Raw genomic sequence first — 18168 nt, forward strand, 5'->3', positions numbered from 1 at the left:
GGCGGGAACCCATGCCGGCTTGGATCAGTTACGCGTCAGCTCACCCTCCCGGCGGCGCCAAACCACCGGGCCGTTGTCGCGCAATACCTCGGGCAGCAGTGCCTGCGACAGGTTCTGGTACGACACCGGACGCAGGAAGCGCACGATGGCGCCCGTGCCCACGGACGTGCTGCGGCCGTCGGAGGTCGACGGGAACGGGCCGCCGTGCACCATCGCGCTGCAGACTTCCACGCCGGTCGGGAAGCCGTTGGCCAGAATGCGGCCGGCCTTGCGCTCCAACACCGGCAGCAGCTTGTGCGCTTCATCCAGGTCGCCGTCATCCAGTTGCAGCGTGGCGGTCAGCTGGCCTTCGAGACTTTCGGCGATCTGGCGCAGTTCCGCCATGTCCTTGCAGGCGACCAGCAACGAAGCCGGCCCGAACACCTCCTCCGACAACGCATGCTGCGACAGGAACGCCGCGCCGCTGGTGACAAACAGCGCCGGAGCGCCCTTGCCTTCCAACTGCGGCGCCAGAGCCAATGTCTTCACGTCCGCATGTTCGGACAGTTGGGCCACGCCGCGCTGGAAGCTGCCGGCGATCCCCGGCGACAGCATGGCGCACGCTGCGCCACCCGCCAGCGCTTGCGCGGCGGCGTTGGCGAAGCGGTCCAGCTCAGGGCCGGCGACGCCGATCACCAGGCCGGGATTGGTGCACATCTGCCCCACACCCAGCACCAGCGAACCGGCGAAGCCGCCGGCGATGTCCTCGGCACGCGCAGCCAGTGCGCGCGGCATCAGGAACACCGGATTAATCGAGCTCATTTCCGCATACACGGGAATCGGCACGGGACGGGCAGCCGCAACTGCCATCAGCGCCGTACCGCCGCTGCGCGAGCCGGTGAAGCCGACCGCCTTGATGGCGGGATGGCGCACCAGCTCCTGGCCTATGCCGTTGCCGCTGCCGGTCAGCAGCGCGAACACGCCAGCCGGCAGTCCGCACAGCTCCACCGCCTTGACCACGGCGCGGCCCACCAGCTCCGACGTGCCGGGGTGCGCGGAGTGCGCCTTGAGCACCACCGGGCAACCGGCGGCCAGTGCCGACGCGGTGTCGCCGCCGGCCACGGAAAAAGCCAACGGGAAGTTACTGGCCGCGAAAACCGCGACGGGACCGAGTCCGATCATGCGCATGCGCAGGTCGGGGCGCGGCGGCGCCCGATCCGGCAACGCCTTGTCGATGCGGACGTCGTTCCACGAGCCTTCGCGCAGCAGGTTGGCAAACAGTTTCAATTGGCCGACGGTGCGGCCACGCTCACCCTCGATGCGCGCCCGCGGCAGGCCGGTTTCGGCCATCACGCGCTCCACCAGCACATCGCCCAGCGCCATGATTTGCTCGCCGATGGTTTCGAGGAAGACGGCGCGCTTTTCGTCGCTCAACGCGCGGAAGGTGTCGAATGCGGCGTCGGCCAGGCGGCAGACCTGGTCGATCTGGTCGAAATCGACCGCATGGAATTCTGGCTCCATCGGCTGCTGCAGCGATGGATTGTAGGCACGGACAGCGCTGCCCGTGCCTTTGACGGCGACGCCGCCTATCAGTGCTTCACCCGTGATGATCATAGTGCTTTCACTTTCGCGACTTCGGTTTTGTACACGGCCAGCTTGTTGCGCAACGCAGGCCCGAACTGCGGCGCTTCGATTTCAAACGTCTCGCCGGGTTTGACGACGATGTTGTCGGCCACGCTCAGCGTCGCCGTGCCGAAGAAGTGGATATGCACATCGCCGGGGCGCTTGAACAACGGGTACTTGAAGTGGTGGTGTTCCAGGTTGGCGATGGTGTGCGACATATTCTGCTCGCCGCTGAAGAAGGCTTTCTGCCAGCGGACCTTGCCTTCCACGTCGTAGATGCGCGAGGTGCCTTCGATGTGCGCCGGCGCTTCGCCGACCAGCAGCGCCGGACCCAGGCCGCAGGCGCGCAGCTTGGAGTGCGCGAGGTACAGGTAGTTCTGGCGTTCGGTCACGTGGTCCGAGAACTCGTTGCCGATGGCGTAGCCGACGCGGTATGGCTGGCCGTCGTCGCCGATCACGTACAGGCCCGCCACTTCTGGCTCTTCGCCGCCGTCCAGCGCGAAGTCCGGCATGTTCAGCGCCTGGCCGCTGGCGGCCACGATGGAGCCGTCGCCCTTGTAGAACCACTCCGGCTGCACGCCGGCCTCGCCCGCAGCAGGCTTGCCGCCTTCCACGCCCATGCGGAACATCTTCATGGAGTCGCTCAGGGATTCGACGTCGCCGCCGATCTTCTTGTGCATGGCGTCGCGGGTGTCGGCGCTGCCCAGATGGGTCAGGCCGGTGCCGGTGACGTAGCAATGGGCGTCGTCGCTGTGGTCCAGCGGCGGCAGCAGACGGCCGGCGGCGGCGACGGCGTCGAACGCCACCACGGCGGAGCCGGTGGCTTGCGCCGCCAGGTCGGCCAGGCCGGTCGACTTGCGGATCGCCGCTTGCGCCAGCGCGTAGGTGGTGTCGTAACCTTCGATGACGCGGATGGTGTTCTGTTCCAGCACGCCGATCTGGCGCGCGCCTTGTTCGTTCTTGAATTGCACGAGTAGCATGGTGTCTCCGGAATTTGATTAGTGCGAGTGGCGCGGCACGGCCGAGCCGCGGTTCCCGACCAGGAAGTCGAAGTCGCACCCTTCGTCGGCTTGCAGCACGTGATCGATGTACAGCTTCTGGTAACCGGTCTTCGGACCCGGCGCCGAACCGGCCACGCGCGCGGCCTGGCGTTCCGCCATCTCCGCATCCGAAATCTCCAGGTTCAGCAAGCCACCGGCGCAATCGAGCGTGATCCAGTCGCCGTCCTTGACGATGCCCAGCGGGCCGCCGGCCATCGCTTCCGGCGCCACGTGCAGCACCACGGTGCCGTAGGCGGTGCCGCTCATGCGCGCGTCCGAGATGCGGACCATGTCCTTGACGCCGGCCGCCAGCAGTTTCGGCGGCAGGCCCATGTTCCCTACTTCGGCCATGCCGGGATAACCTTTCGGGCCGCAGTTCTTCATCACCAGCACCGAGTTCGCATCCACTTCCAGCTCAGGATCGACGATGCGGCTCTTGTAATGCTCGAAGTCCTCGAACACCACGGCGCGGCCGCGATGCTGCATCAGCTCCGGCGTGGCTGCCGACGGTTTCAACACCGCTCCGCGCGGCGCCAGGTTGCCGCGCAGGATGCAGATGCCGCCATCCTTCAACAGCGGCTTGTCCAGCGGACGTATCACTTCGTCGTCGTAGATCGGCGCGTCCTTGCAGTTGTCCCACAGCGATTTGCCGTTGACGGTCAGCGCGCTCGGATGCGGCACCAGGTCGCCCTCGCCCATGCGGCGGATCGCGCCCGGCAGGCCGCCGGCGTAGTAGAACTCCTCCATCAGGAAGCGGCCCGACGGCAGCAGGTCGACGATGGTCGGCGTGCCGCGGCCCACGCGGGTCCAGTCCTCCAGCTCCAGGTCCACGCCGATGCGGCCGGCGATGGCCTTCAGGTGGATCACGGCGTTGGTGGAACCGCCGATGGCGGCGTTGACGCGGATGGCGTTCTCGAAGTTCTCGCGCTTGAGGATCTTCGACAGCGTCAGGCCTTCCTTCACCATCTCGACGGCGCGGATGCCCGACATGTGCGCCAGGATGTAGCGGCGCGAATCGACGGCGGGAATGGCGGCGTTGTGCGGCAGCGTGGTGCCCAGCGCCTCGGCCATGCAGGCCATCGTGGACGCGGTGCCCATGGTGTTGCAGGTGCCTGCGGAGCGGGAGTGGCCCGATTCCGCCGACATGAATTCGTGCATGGAGATTTCGCCGGCCTTGACCTGCTCGTGCAACTGCCACACGGCGGTGCCGGAGCCGATGTTCTTGCCGTTCAGTTTACCGTTCAGCATAGGGCCGCCGCTGACGACGATGGTCGGGATGTCGACCGAGGCGGCGCCCATCAGCAGCGCCGGCGTGGTCTTGTCGCAGCCGACCAGCAGCACCACGCCGTCCATCGGATTGCCGCGTATCGATTCCTCGACGTCCATGCTGGCCAGGTTGCGGGTCAACATGGCGGTCGGGCGCAGGTTCGATTCGCCGTTGGAGAACACCGGGAACTCGACCGGGAAGCCGCCCGCCTCCAGGATGCCGCGCTTGACGTGCTCCGCCAGCTTGCGGAAGTGGGCATTGCAAGGGGTCAGCTCCGACCACGTGTTGCAGATGCCGATGATAGGTTTGCCCTGGAATTCGTGATCGGGGATGCCCTGATTCTTCATCCAGCTGCGATACATAAAGCCGTTCTTGTCTTGCGTACCAAACCACTCGGCGGAGCGCAGCTTCACCTTTTTGTCGTTCTCGGACATGCATATCTCCTCAGTATGTTCCTGTGCGGGGACGTGGTCGTCATGCCCCCGCATCGATAAGCCATACTAAGTTGTACTGAGATATCTTTCCAATAAATTATTATTCGACTTTGATACCCGAATCGGTATCAGTCCTCGGCGCTGAAGCGGTAGGCCATGACGGTGGTGTACTCCTCGCCGGGACGCAGTATCGTCGACGGGAATTCGGGACGGTTGGGCGAGTCGGGATAATGCTGCGGTTCGAGGCAGAAGCCGCTGCGATGGCTGTAGATGCGCCCTTTCCCGCCCATCCCGTCGTGCAGGAAGTTCCCGCTGTAGAACTGCACGCCCGGCTCCTGGGTCAGCACTTCCAGCACGCGGCCGGACGACGGATCGCGCACCCGCGCCGCCAGTTCCAGCGCCTGGGGCGCGGATTTATTCAGCACGAAATTGTGGTCGTAGCCGGCGCCGTGGCGCAGCTGCTCGTCGTCCTCGTCGATGCGCGCGCCGATCGCGTGCGGCGTGCGGAAATCGAACGGCGTGCCTGCCACCGGGGCCAGCTCGCCGGTGGGTATCAGGCCGCTGTCGACCGGCGTGTAGGCGTCGGCCGCGATGGTCAGTTCGTGCGACAGGATGTCGCCCTTGCCGGCCAGGTTGAAATAGGCGTGGTTGGTCAGGTTGACCGGTGTCGCTTTGTCGGCGATGGCGTGGAAAGCGATACGCAATTCGTTATTGTTGCGCAGTTCGTAGATGACCGTCACTTCCAGGTTACCGGGGTAGCCTTGCTCGCCGTCGGCGCTCAGGTAGCTCAGGATCAGGCCCGCCGACTTGGGCGTGGCGAAGGTCTCAGCTTCCCACATGCGGCGGTGGAAGCCGTCCGCGCCTCCGTGTAAATGATTTATACCGTTGTTCACGTTCAGCTGGCAGGTCTCGCCGTCCAGCATGAAGCGGCCGTTGGCGATGCGGTTGCCATAACGGCCGATCAGCGCGCCGAAGTAGTGGGACTCTCCCAGGTAGGCGGCGGCGTCGTCGAAGCCCAGGCAGACGTCGGCCAGCTGGCCATCGCGGTCGGGCGTGTGGATTTCGGTGATCACGCCGCCAAGGTCGCTGATCTTGACGATCATGCCGTCGGCGTTGGTCAGGGTGTACAGGGTGGCTTCGGGGCCGAAGGCGCTGGTGCTGATGGTTGGCTGCATGGATGCTTTCTACGGCAACGGCGGCCGACGGAATTGGTTCCGTGGCCGCCGCGAGTGTTCTATAAATTTCCGCTTTCGCGGTACGTTCAGGCTATCGAGGGTTTTCCGAATACCGGCATGCCCTGCTCGTCCCACTTCAGTGGTTTGACATAGGTATGCCGGTCAGGGTTCCACAGCGGATCGCCGACAATCTCGGTATAAGTGCGTGCATGATAAACCAACATGACGGTCTCGCCATCGTCGCCGATGGTGAAGCTGTTATGTCCCGGCCCGTACACGCCGTGCTCGAAGCAAGTCTGCAGCACCGGCTGGCGCGACTTGGTCCACGACGTCGGGTCCAGCAGATTGGCCCTGTCGTCCGCCCACAGCAGGCCCATGGCGTAGTTCTCGTCGGTGGCGCTGGCCGAGTAGCTGATGAAGATCTTGCCGTTCTTCTTCAGCACCGACGGGCCTTCGTTGACCCAGAAGCCGCGTATCTCCCAGTCGAATTCCGGCTTGCTCAGCATGACCGGCGGGCCGCCCAGCTGCCACGGCGTCTTCATCGGCGCGATGTACAGGTTGGAGTTGCCCTCGATGGCCACGTCCTTCTGCGCCCACAGGTAGTACAGCTGGCCCTTGTGGGTGAAGGTGGTGGCGTCCAGGCAGAAGGTGTCGATGCTGGTGTCGATCTGGCCCATGAACTCCCACTCGCCTTCCAGCGGATTGGGATTGGCGTTGCGGATCGCGTACATGCGGTGCTGGAACAGCTTGTGTTTGATCTCGCGGCTGGGCGCGGCGGCGAAGTAGACGTACCAGGCGCCGTCGTTAAAATGCAGCTCCGGCGCCCAAACCAGCTCGCTGTACGGGCCCGTGCCGGGCTTGTGCCAGACATCGACCTTGTCAGCGTCGGCCAGGCCGGCGATGGTCTTCGCGCGGCGCAGCTCAATGCGGTCGTACTGCGGCACCGAGGCGGTGAAGTAGTAATAGCCGTCGCTGTGACGAATGATAAAGGGGTCGGCGCGCTGCTCGATCAGCGGTGTGAGAACTTCTTCCATTGCTTCCATTTCCAGAAAATTAGACTGCCACATAGCCTTTGACTCCCATCGCCGCCTTGACCTCGGTGTAGTACTCGTCGTTGATACGATACTTGAACATCAAAAGCCCCATGACGGTGTGGAAGAAGCCCGGTATCAACGTCATCATCAAGACGATGCCGTGCAGCGCATAGGCGCTCTGCTCGACGTTGGGCACATAGGCGAAATGCGTCAGCAGCTTGCCGACCAGGATGCCGGCGATGCCCATGCCCGCCTTCTGGCAGACCGAGATGCCGCCGAACGCGAAGCCCGATACGCGCTTGCCGGTCTTGACCACGCCGTAGTCGATGGTCTCGGCGATGGACGACCAGAACACCGGCGCATGCAGGTCCACCACGAACGACAGCAGGAAGTACAGCACAAACGCCAGCATGGTGTCGCCCGGCCCGACGAGGAAGTACATCGCGGCGCTGATCAGGCCCACGCCGATCTGCGTCCAGCGGAACAGCTTGACCTTGCAATAGAACTTGGTGATCCAGGTCGAGGCGATCATCGACACGATGGCGGCCGCCACGCCGGTGGACAGGAAGGCGGAGATGGTCGGGCCGTCGGCGCCGAGATAGTATTTGGCGTAGTAGATGGCCACCGAGCCGCGCACCACGTAGCCGATGGTGCCGGTCACGCAGACGCCGCACAGGATCAGCCACTGGTCGTTCCTCACCAGCACCTTGATCTGCTCCCACAGCGACTGGCGCTGCACCACGTGCCGCACGCGCTCCTGGGTGGTGAAGAAGCAGAACAGGAACAGCAGCACGCCCATGCCGGCCATCACGGCCATGGCGAACTGGTAGCCGGCGGCCGCGTTGCCGCCGCCCCAGCGCTCCGACAGCAGCGGCACGATCACCGTCACCATGAAGGCGCCGATCTTGGCGAAGAACAGGCGATAGCCGTTGGCCGACAAGGTCTCCTGCGGATTCTTGGACAAGGCGCTGGGCAGCGAGATGTACGGAATGCCGACGCCCGCCGTCATGATGGTCATGATGATGTAGGTCGAATAGGCCCACACCAGCTTGGCGCTGTAGCCCCAGTCCGGCGTGGTGAAGACGAAGAACACGCTGAGCCCATACGGCACGGCCAACAGCAGCAGCCAGGGACGGTAACGCCCCCAGCGGCTGGTGTAGCGGTCAGTGATCTGGCCCATGGTCAGGTCGGCCATCGCGCCGACGAACTTCACCACGCCGAACATCATCGCCAGGTCGACCGTCTTCAGGCCGTAGATATCGGTGTAGAAGAAGGTGATGATCAACATCATCGACGAAATCACCACGTTCAGCGCCATGTCGCCGGCGCCAAAGCCCACTTTTTCCAGCAACGATAATTTTTGATTCGACATCAGATACTCCAACAGGTTGGCGTTCCCGCTAACGGGAACGCTCTTAGAACTTCCAGTTACATCTGCCAGCGCACGGCGGCCGAGACCGAACGTCCGATCTGGAGCGTACCGAAATTGGTCAACTGCGGGGTGCCCGCGCTGCCGAAGTGGTAGTACTGCTGCTGCATTTCATTGGTCAGGTTGACCCCGCTGATATCGACCGACATCCTGTCGTTGATCTTATAGGATACTTGCATGTCCACACTCTTTTCCGGATGACGCCAGATACCGATCGGATTGGCAAACAAGGCCGCTTCGTTTCTGGCCAGGAAGCCGGAGCGCCAGACATAGGACAGGCGCGCGCTGATCGGGCCCTTCTCGTAAGCCAGGGTGGCGTTGTAGGAGCTGTGCGACACGCCGAAGAACGGTGTCTCGAGCTGGGAGACGATGACGCCGGCATCGTTGGCGTCAGGCACGTTCTGCGACGAGGTGAGCCGCGTATAACTGCCCTGGATGCCCAGGCCGTCCAGCAGGCTCGGCAGCCCCTTCGGGAAGTAGACCAGGCCGAGCTCGGCGCCTTTGATGTCACCGTTGGAGGCGTTGACCGGCGAGTTGATGACGTAGTCATAGCCGTTCGTATGGTCGCCGCCCGAGGTCGAGTTGCGGTACGGATCGTTCGCCGGATCGACGTGAACCTTGTGACGCAGACTCACGACCAGGCCGTCGATCTTGCGCTTGAACAGAGTGCCGTAGAGTGCGCTGTCCTTTTGGAAGTACCACTCGCCCGTCAGATCGAGGTTGGTCGAGCGCGTCGGCTTCAGGTCGGGATTGCCGCCGCTGCCCGAGCCATAACCCACCTTCGAAACGTCGTCACCGAGTTGCAGGACAGGATTCAGATCGCCGAAGTTCGGACGGCGCAGGGTCTGGCCATAGTTAAAGCGCAGCACGACATCCTTGGACGGGTCGTAAATCAGGGTCATGCTGGGCAGGAACTTGCTGGTCGACTTGCTGGCACCGGACGGCGTGACCGCCTTGGTGCTGGCATCAACCTTATAGAAGTTCATATCGGTATCGACCTTCACATAGCGCATGCCGAAATTGCCGCGCAGGCGATGGCCGAACAGCTCGTTCTGGGTATTCCCCATCACGAAGAGGTTCTTCGTCTTTTCATCGACGTCGAACGTCTTCTGCAGGCTCAGTTTGTCCGTTGTCAGGAAGTTCGCGTCGGCCGAGTTATACATCTTGCGCCAGTCGTCGATATGGTCGCGGATGTAGTAGGCATTGGGCTCCACCCATGCGCGCGGAACGTCCGAGATGGATGTGCCGAAGTTCGAGTTGGTGGAGGAATACGCCGAACCCAGCGAGGCCAGGTTGCGGCCCAGGAAGGCCGATTGCGTCCGGTTGGCCTCGGACGCCTTGCGGTCGTCGAAGCGCAGGCCGAACTGGACCGACTGCAACGCACCCCAGTCGGCATCGTAGACGCCCGCCAGGCTGGCCGTCGCGGCGCTGCCCTTGTTGCGGTTGGCGTTATCGTAGAACTGCGCGACATTCCACTTGGTCGGATCGGTCAGGTCGGCATTGTTATTGAAACGGAACGCCGTGTTGTTGCCGCCGTCATTGAAGTCGACCGAGATGGACGGCGCAACGCGATCGATCCGGGTGGCGGTGAATTCCGAGTGGAAGGTGCTGGTCTGGTACGACAGATCGCCTTCCAGCTTCAGCTTGTCGCTGATGTCCCACTTGCCGTTCAGGGCATAAACGTAGGAATCGGTTGCCGACGTGGTGTAGTCGCCGCTGTTGAAACCATAGACGTTGTTGACGTTACGGCTCTTGATGATGTTCGTTCCCGGGAAGGTCGTGATCGAACCCGCAGGGTTGCTGCCGAGATCACCCCACCAGTCGACAAAGCTGAACAGCAGCTGGTTGAAGGACTTGTCGCGATAACCGTTGTACATCGATTCGAAGGTGTAGACCGAATCGCTGTTCGGCTTCCACTGCAAGGCGATGTTGGCGGCAGGACGCTCGCGCTCGCCCTGAAGGTCGCTCTGGAAAACGGCGTCGCGCGCCAGGTAGTAAGGATAAGGCTTGCCGTTGAAATCGAGCGTAGAACCGGCCGCAGTCGGCAAGCCGGTATGGGTACCTGGCGTCCAGATGTTGTTGTCGAAGATGCGCTGCAAGGGCGTGTAACCTGCGGGAACTTCGGCGGCATTGGGGCTGGTGAACGGCACCATGGCACCCGGCGTCACGCTTTCATTGCGGTATTTCGTCTTGACTTCCGACAGGTTGACCAGGGCACCGACTTCGCCGATGCCGGTTTGCCAGCGGTTGCTTAACATGGCGCTGAGCTGCGGGTTGGCCTTGTTCGCGGGCTCGAGATAGGTTTCACGCGCCGACAGCGAAATTTTCGAACCCTTGAAATCGAACGGCCGCAGCGACTTGACGTCAACCTGGCCGGCAATTCCGGTTTCCAGCTGGCTGGCGTCGCGCGTCTTGTAGACGTCGATCTGGCGAACCAGGGTCGACGGAATGTCCTGAAGCGCGACCTGCGCGCCGGACGCCGTAAAGATAGTGCGGCCGTTCCAGGTTGTCTGGACGTCGGGCAGGCCACGGATGGACAAGGTGCCGACTTCGCCGCCGGCGCGGTCGGTGACCTGGATGCCCGTCACGCGCTGCAGCGCTTCGACGACATTGTTATCGGGCAGCTTGCCGATGTCTTCGGCAACGATCGATTCCACGACCTGGTCGTTGGTGCGCTTGATCGCCAGGCTCTTGATCAGCGATGCCTTGACGCCCGTGACGACCACGGTCGCGGCCTCGGTCGGTTCGGTCTTTTCGGCGGCAGCTTGCGCCCACACCGAGGCGCTGCTGAGCAGGCCGGCCGCGGTCAGTGCGGCGACGCCGGTTTTCAGGACAAGGCGATGCTTCGCCTGGGACTCGACAGTCCCGGTCATTTGCTTGTTCATATGTCTCCAGTGTTATCTGTTTTATGGTTTTTGCAGCTACCTCGGAAATCATCTTATGGGCTGGTCAAAAAACAAACCAATCAATTTTTTCCGGTTTTTGATATCAAAAAAAGTATCGCCAAAGGCAGAGAAAACCAAAAAAAAGCCCGCACTCGGCGGGCTTCATGCATTTTTTGCATGGATTTACTGGAACGCGACCTCGGTGAAACTGCGTAACTTGCGGCTGTGAAGCTTGTCCACGCCCAGCGCGCGCAGCAGCTCCAGCGCGCGAATGCCGATCCGTAAATGCTGGTCGACACGCTCGCGGTAAAACTGGTTAGCCATGCCCGGCAGTTTGATCTCGCCGTGCATGGGCTTGTCGCTCACGCACAACAAAGTCCCGTACGGCACGCGGAAACGGAAGCCGTTGGCGGCGATGGTGGCGCTTTCCATGTCCAGCGCGATCGCCCTGCTCTGGCTGAAACGGCGCTCCGGCGTGCGTTGCGGCAGCAGCTCCCAGTTGCGGTTGTCGGTGCTGGCGACGGTGCCGGTGCGCATCACACGTTTCAAATCGTGGCCGGTGAGCTGCGTGACCTCGGCCACGGCGGCCTCGATCGCCACCTGCACCTCGGCCAGCGGCGGGATCGGCACCCACAGCGGCAAGTCCTCGTCGAGCACGTGGTCCTCGCGCACATAGCCGTGCGCCAGCACGTAATCGCCCAGCTGCTGGGTGTTGCGCAGGCCGGCGCAGTGGCCCAGCATCAGCCACGCATGCGGGCGCAGCACGGCGATGTGGTCGGTGATGGTCTTGGCGTTGGCCGGGCCGACCCCGATGTTGACCATCGAGATGCCGGTGCCGTCGGCGCGCACCAGGTGGTAGCCCGGCATCTGCGGCAGGCGCGGCGGCTGCGCGCCGTGCGCGTCGCTGGCCTGCACCGCCTGGCCGACACGGCGCGTGACCATATTGCCCGGCTCGATGAAGGCGATGTAGTCGTCGCCCGGCGCGCCGGACGCCTGGCCCATCAGCTCGTGGCCCAGCTTGACGAACTCGTCGATATAGAACTGGTAGTTGGTGAACAGCACAAACTTCTGGAAGTGCTCGCACGAGGTGCCGGTGTAGTGGCGCAGGCGCTGCAGCGAGTAGTCCACGCGCGGCGCCGTGAACAGCGACAGCGGCTGCGCCTCGCCCGGCGGCGGCTCGTGGGTGCCGTTGGCGATGCCGTCGTCCATCGCGGCAAGGTTGGGTAGGTCAAATACGTCGCGCATCAGCAGGCGCCGCTCCGCGCTCATATTGCCTTCGATGTGCTCGTGCTCGGCAAACGAGAAGTGGATGGGAATCGGCTGCGAACTGGTGCCCACCTCGATGCGCAGGTGGTGGCTGCCATGGTTCTTCAGCAGCAGCTTGAACTGTTGCTGGTAGTAGCGCGCGAACAGGTCGGGCCGGGTCAGCGTGGTTTCGTAGGTGCCGGGGCCTGCCACGAAGCCGAACGCCAGCGTGGAGTCGGCGCGCGCCACGGTGTCGGTATGGACCCGCACGAAGGGGTAGCAGCCGCGCACATGCTCGCCGACGTCCTCGCCGGCCACAAAGCGTTTCATGGCGTCGCGCAGGTGGGCGACGTTGGCCTCGTAGATGGCCAAAACCTGTTCATAAGCGGCAATCGGATCGTCAAATTGCAAGGGGGCGATAAACGGACGGTTCATTGACATGCGGCTCCTTGGTGACACAGGAAAATACTCCCATATTTCCTATTGTAAAGGCTGGACGCGGAACTTGCATTCTTCCTCTATTGGAACGCACAGCCGTACCGTACAATGACACCCGCCAACACAAAATAAAGTATCAGCATGAACGACCCAGTAACGCCGCACATTCCGCAATCGCATCCAGACATCCTTTACGGGAAACCGCAAAGCGAGTTGCTGCGCGAGGAAATCCTGGCGGATCTGCTGGAAGCAAGCGCCGCCCGCACCCCCGACCACACCGCGCTGATCTTCGGCGCCCGCAGCCTCAGCTATCGCGAACTGAACGCCCAGGCCGACCTGGTGGCCGCCCGCCTGATCGACGCCGGCGTGCGGCCGGGCCAGATCGTCGGCCTGTGGCTGCCGCGCGGCATCGAGCTGCTGGTGCTGCAGGCGGGCATCGCCAAGGCCGGCGCGGCCTGGCTGCCGGTCGACGAGGACATCCCGGTCGAGCGCCTGCAAGTATGCCTGGACGACGCCGACGGCGCCGGCGTGCTCACCTGCGCCGCCTTCGCGCCGCGCCTGGCCGACCTTGGCCGTCCCGTGTGGACCGCCGAGGCGCTGCTGGCCGCGCCGGCGGCCGGCGCCACGCTGTCGCGCCGCGGCGCGGTATCGCCCGACGTGCCGGCCTACGTCATCTACACCTCCGGCTCGACCGGCAAGCCGAAAGGCATCCTGATCACCCAGCGCAGCATCTGCCACTTCCTGCGCAGCGAGAACGCGGTGCTGGGCGTGAGCGCGCAGGACAAGGTCTACCAGGGCTTCTCGGTGGCCTTCGACATGTCGTTCGAAGAGATCTGGATCGCCTACCTGGTTGGCGCCACGCTGTGGATAGGTCCCAAGGAAATCAGCGGCGATCCCGAAACGCTGCCGCGCATGCTCGACGAGAACCAGGTCACCGTGCTGCACGCGGTGCCCACCCTGCTGGCGCTGTTCAATCAGGAAGTGCCCAGCCTGCGCCTGATCAACCTGGGCGGCGAGATGTGCCCGGAATCGCTGGTGGAGCGCTGGTCGCGCCCCGGCCGGCAGATGTTCAACACCTACGGCCCGACCGAAGCGACGGTGTCGGCCAGCCTGGCGCGCCTGCAGCCCGGCCATCCGGTCACCATCGGCACGCCGCTGCCCAACTACGGCCTGCTGGTGATCGACACCAACACCGAGCCGGCCATCGCCGCAGCGGCCGTCGCGCAAGGGCCCGACGCGCCGGCCGGCATCGACGCGGACAACCCGCTGGCGCAAGCGGCCGTCGCGCCGCACGAGCCGGCGCTGCGCCTGCTGGCGCGCGGCGAGATCGGTGAGCTGTGCATCACCGGTCCTGGCCTGGCGGCCGGCTACCTTGGCCGCCCGGACCTGACGGCGGAAAAATTCCTGGTCAATCCATGGTCCAGCGGCCGGCACGACGCCCGCCTGTACCGCACCGGCGACCTGGCCCGCATCGACGCCGACGGCGAGGTGCTGTGCCTGGGCCGCGCCGACGACCAGGTGAAGATACGCGGCTTCCGCGTGGAGCTGGGCGAGATCGAAGCCGTGCTGGCGCAGCAGGAAGGCGTGGGCACCGTCGCCGTGTTGCTGCGCAAGGACGACGGCATCGACCAGCTGGTGGCCTACATCGTGCCCGAAGCCGGCGCCGCGCTGGACGCCAAGACGCTGCGCGCCAGCCTGGCCGCCACGCTGCCGCCGTACATGGTCCCCGGCCGCTACGAGATGCAGGAAGCCATGCCGCGACTGACCTCCGGCAAAATCGACCGCAAGGCGCTCAAGGCCATGCCGCTGAGCGCACCGCCGGCCGGCGGCAACGAGGAATCCGACCTGCCCGAGACCCCGGCCGAGGAAGCGCTGTTCGCCGCGCTGGCCGCGCTGTTCCCCGGCCAGCCGGTGCTGCGCCAGGCCGACTTCTTCACCGACCTTGGCGGCCACTCGTTCTTCGCGGCGCGCCTGGCCTCGGCCCTGCGCGCCGATCCGCGCTACGCCCACATCACCGTGCGCGACATCTACCAGCAGCGCCAGATCGGCAAGATCGCGCTGGTGCTGGCCGACGCGCCCAAGGCCGCCGAGGCGGAAGCCGATTGGACGCCGCCGTCCGCGCTCAAGCGCTGGACCTGCGGCCTGGCCCAGGTGGCCGCGATGCCGGCGCTGGTGGCGCTGCGCATGGCGCAGTGGCTGGCGCCGTTCTTCACCTACCACTTCTTCACCGGCGATCCCGGCGACTCAGTGGCGCGCGCGATCGCCGCCTCGGTCGGCGTATTCCTGCTGGCGACGATAGGCGAATTCGGCATCGCCATCGCCGGCAAATGGCTGATCGTCGGCCGCCTGAAGGCCGGCGACTATCCGCTGTGGGGCGTCACCTACTACCGCTGGTGGCTGGCCGACCGGCTGGTGGAAGCCGCGCCGGCCTACCTGCTGAGCGGTTCCTCGCTCAACGCCTGGTGGCTGCGCGCACTGGGCGCCAAGGTGGGCAAGGACGTCATCATCGGCTCGATGACCCTGCGCTCGCCCGACCTGCTGAGCATCGGCGACAACGTCAGCATCGGCAACGCCGTCAACTTCGAGAACGCCCGCGTGCAGCGCGGCCGCCTGCTGCTGGGCCAGATCACGCTGGAAAACGACACCTGCGTCAGCTCCTTCGCCGTCATGGAGGGCAATACCCACATCGAAGCGCTGGGCCACCTGGAAGGCCAGTCGGCGCTGGGCGACGGCGCGCGCGTGCCGGCCGGCCGCGTATGGGCCGGTTCGCCGGCGCGCGACACCGGCGCCTTCGACACCACCCGCCTGCCGCCGCGCCCACAAGCCAGCGCCGCGCGCCTCCTGGCGGAGAGCCTGTTCTTCATCTTCGGCATCCTGCTGATCGTCACGCTGTTCTTCATGCCGGTGTTCCCCAGCTTCGTGCTGATCGACTGGTTCGACGAACAAGGCTGGCTGCCGTGGATACAGGGCGATGACGTGCGCATCCAGCTGCTGCGCTACTTCCTGCTGGCCTTCCCCGCCAGCACGGTGCTGATCGTGTTGACGGCGCTGCTGTCGGCCGGCATCCGCTGGAGCGTGCTGCCACGCCTGCAGCCGGGCCGCTCGGCCATCCACAGCAACACCTACTGCGCCAAATGGCTGGTGAGCCAGATCCAGGAATCGAGCCTCAACGTCCTGCACGGCATTTACGCCACCGTGTTCGCGCCGTACTGGTATCGCCTGCTGGGCGCCAAGGTCGGCAAGGACGCCGAGATCTCCACCGCGCTGGGCGTGGTGCCGGACATGCTGACGCTGGGCGACGAAACCTTCATCGCCGACGCGGTCATGCTGGGCGACGAGGAGATCGACGGCGGCTGGATGATCATGAAGCCGACCGTGATTTCGCACCGCAGCTTCGTCGGCAACGGCGCCTACATCCCGGACGGCACGGTGCTGCCCGAGCATGTGCTGATCGGCGTGCACTCGCGCGCGCCGGACAATGAGCAGATGAACAGCGGCGACACCTGGCTCGGTTCCCCGCCGATCAACCTGCCGGCGCGCGAGCAGACCAGCGGCTATCCGGAAAACCTGACCTTCCACCCGTCGCCCCTGCGCCGCCTGGGCCGCGGCCTGATCGAAGCGTTCCGCATCGTCGCGCCGCACGCGCTGGTGATCGCGGTCGGCTACACGCTGGTGCTGGCGGTGATGCCAGCCGCCGGCGCCGGCCGCTGGGCCGAGGTGACCTGGGACCTGACCCTGGCGGGCCTGGGCTACGGCATCGGCAACTACATCTTCGTGGTACTGCTCAAATGGCTGCTGATCGGCCGTTACCGCAAACAGTCGGAGCCGATGTGGACGCCGTTCGTCTGGCTGTCCGAAGGCGTGACCAATCTGTACGAGGGCATCGCCGTGCCGAACTTCATGCGCTACCTGCGCGGCACGCCGTGGCTGCCGCTGGCGTTCAACGTGCTGGGTTCCCGCATCGGCAAGGGCGTCTACCTCGACACCACCGACATCACGGAATTCGACTGCGTCCACATCGGCGACCACAGCGAACTGAATGCGCTCACCTGCCCGCAAACCCACCTGTTCGAGGACCGTGTAATGAAGATCGACCGCGTCACCATCGGCAAGAACGTCTACATGGGACCGCGCAGCGCGGTGCTGTACAGCGCCGTCGTCGGCGACAACGCCCGCCTCGGCGCGTTGACGCTGGTGATGAAGGGCGAGCAGATTCCCGCCAACGGTTACTGGGCCGGCTGTCCCGCCGCGCCGGCGCGATGAGCGAGTTCACCGTCCACTCCTGGCCCGGCCCCGTGCCGGCTCCGCAAGACGGCGTGTTCGTCATCCGCGTGGCCAGCAGCACGCTGCGGGAGGTGGCGCGCCAGCAGGTCCGCGCCGCCACCTGCGCGGCGCTGGCCGCGGTGCTCGGCATCCCGGCCGAGACCATCCACATCGACAGCACACCCGGCCAGCCGCCACACATCGCGCTGGACGGCGACGGGCGCCGCATCGGCTGCTCCTTCTCGCACGAAGACGGCCACTCGCTGGCCGCCGTCAACCTGCACGGCGCGGTAGGCGTGGACTTGATGCGCGTGTACGAAGTCTTCGACTGGCAGGCCGTGGCGCGCGACTATCTCGGCCCGGAAGCCTGCGCCGCGCTGGCCGCCACGCCCGCCGCCGACTGCACACTCGCATTCGCGCTGGCTTGGAGCCGGCACGAGGCCGCGCTCAAATGCCACGGCATGCAACTGGTCGAATGGTCGGAAGACCTTGCGCTGCCGGAGACCATCACGCGATCGACCCTGCTGGCGGATAATCTGGTAGCCTCGCTGGCATGCCCACTTCCGGACCAACCATGAAAAGAATCTCGATAGCAGGCCTGCTGCTTACGCTGGCAGGCCTAGCCGGCGCCGCCGACTGCGGCCCCGACAAACTGGGCACCGCCCGCACCATCACGCTGAAACGCGAGGCCGCGCTGTACGGCGCGATGCAGCACGCACCGCTGCCGCTTCAAAAGAAGGAAATCGTACTGACCTTCGACGACGGCCCGATGCCGGAAACCACGCCGCTGGTGCTCAAGGCGCTGGCGGATCAATGCGCGCGGGCCACCTTCCTCATGGTCGGCGCCAATCTGGAGAAATCGCCAGAACTGGCGCGGCGCGTGGTGGCGGAAGGCCACTCGGCCGGAATACACAGCCAGACGCACCCGCACCTGGCCGCGATGAGCGTGCCGGAGCAACTGGCGGACCTGCGCCAGGCACAGGCGGCCTACCTGGCCGTCTTCGGCAAGGACACGCCGGCCTACCGCTTCCCGTACCTGGAGGAGACGCCGCCCATGCTGGCGGCGCTCAAGGACGCCGGCATCACCGTGATGTCGATAGACCTCGGCATCAACGACTGGCTGCCGGAGGACACCACCGAGATTCTGGTCGAACGCCTGGTCAAGAGCCTGGACGCCACTGGCGGCGGCATCCTCCTCATGCACGACGTGAACGTGCCGACCGCGAAGGCGCTGCCGGCGCTGCTCAAACTACTCAAGCAGCGCGGCTACAGCGTCGTACATCTGGAGTGGAATTAAGCGACGGCGTCGGGAAAGTCTCCCGCCGCCCGCGCGCATATGCCCTCGCCTTCCGCGCA

11 protein-coding genes are annotated in these 18168 nt (G+C 64.9%); 3 read left to right on the forward strand and 8 right to left on the reverse strand.

All coding sequences use genetic code 11. The features are described from left to right. Positions 1 to 24 precede the first annotated feature (24 nt). The 8 genes from AC07WS_RS19040 to AC07WS_RS19075 all read right to left on the reverse strand — a co-directional run bounded on the left by AC07WS_RS19040 (position 25) and on the right by AC07WS_RS19075 (position 12546). On the reverse strand, positions 25 to 1593 hold the full coding sequence (locus AC07WS_RS19040) for an aldehyde dehydrogenase (NADP(+)) (protein WP_494730585.1): 1569 nt from the start codon (positions 1591 to 1593) through the stop codon (positions 25 to 27). Then, positions 1590 to 2582, reverse strand: a complete 993-nt coding sequence (araD1, locus tag AC07WS_RS19045; protein WP_494730586.1) for an AraD1 family protein — start codon at positions 2580 to 2582, stop codon at positions 1590 to 1592. The genes AC07WS_RS19040 and araD1 overlap by 4 nt, the downstream gene beginning before the upstream one ends. Positions 2583 to 2600: 18 nt before the next feature. Next, positions 2601 to 4343 carry an IlvD/Edd family dehydratase gene (locus AC07WS_RS19050; RefSeq protein WP_494730587.1) on the reverse strand — a complete coding sequence of 581 codons (1743 nt, stop codon included), beginning with the start codon at positions 4341 to 4343 and terminating at the stop codon, positions 2601 to 2603. A 128-nt stretch (positions 4344 to 4471) separates the two neighbouring features. Beyond that, a complete protein-coding gene (locus AC07WS_RS19055) occupies positions 4472 to 5518 on the reverse strand; it encodes an aldose epimerase family protein (protein ID WP_494730588.1) in 1047 nt (348 codons plus the stop codon). 86 nt (positions 5519 to 5604) lie between these two features. Then, positions 5605 to 6552 (reverse strand): glycoside hydrolase family 43 protein, encoded by a 948-nt coding sequence (locus AC07WS_RS19060; protein ID WP_494730589.1) that lies wholly within the window; start codon positions 6550 to 6552, stop codon positions 5605 to 5607. Between the two features lie 19 nt (positions 6553 to 6571). Next, positions 6572 to 7924, reverse strand: a complete 1353-nt coding sequence (locus tag AC07WS_RS19065; RefSeq protein ID WP_494730590.1) for an MFS transporter — start codon at positions 7922 to 7924, stop codon at positions 6572 to 6574. A 56-nt stretch (positions 7925 to 7980) separates the two neighbouring features. Then, complete coding sequence (locus AC07WS_RS19070; protein WP_494730591.1) at positions 7981 to 10866, reverse strand: TonB-dependent receptor; 2886 nt, start codon at positions 10864 to 10866, stop codon at positions 7981 to 7983. Positions 10867 to 11049: 183 nt separating this feature from the next. Continuing rightward, a complete protein-coding gene (locus tag AC07WS_RS19075) occupies positions 11050 to 12546 on the reverse strand; it encodes an AMP nucleosidase (RefSeq protein ID WP_494730592.1) in 1497 nt (498 codons plus the stop codon). A gap of 144 nt (positions 12547 to 12690) precedes the next feature. Here AC07WS_RS19075 and AC07WS_RS19080 point away from each other — a divergent pair, with 144 nt between their 5' ends. From AC07WS_RS19080 to AC07WS_RS19090, 3 genes are read left to right on the forward strand one after another with little or no spacing between them, the layout of a single operon-like run. Then, the gene (locus AC07WS_RS19080; protein ID WP_494730593.1) at positions 12691 to 16812 is read left to right on the forward strand and encodes a Pls/PosA family non-ribosomal peptide synthetase; all 4122 of its coding nucleotides are present in this window, start codon (positions 12691 to 12693) and stop codon (positions 16810 to 16812) included. Beyond that, positions 16809 to 17390 carry a 4'-phosphopantetheinyl transferase family protein gene (locus tag AC07WS_RS19085; RefSeq protein ID WP_494730594.1) on the forward strand — a complete coding sequence of 194 codons (582 nt, stop codon included), beginning with the start codon at positions 16809 to 16811 and terminating at the stop codon, positions 17388 to 17390. The genes AC07WS_RS19080 and AC07WS_RS19085 overlap by 4 nt, the downstream gene beginning before the upstream one ends. Continuing rightward, the gene (locus AC07WS_RS19090; RefSeq protein ID WP_494730595.1) at positions 17387 to 18109 is read left to right on the forward strand and encodes a polysaccharide deacetylase family protein; all 723 of its coding nucleotides are present in this window, start codon (positions 17387 to 17389) and stop codon (positions 18107 to 18109) included. The genes AC07WS_RS19085 and AC07WS_RS19090 overlap by 4 nt, the downstream gene beginning before the upstream one ends. Positions 18110 to 18168: the final 59 nt, after the last annotated feature.

The sequence above is a fragment of the Duganella sp. GW821-FHT01E12 genome (assembly GCF_059422325.1).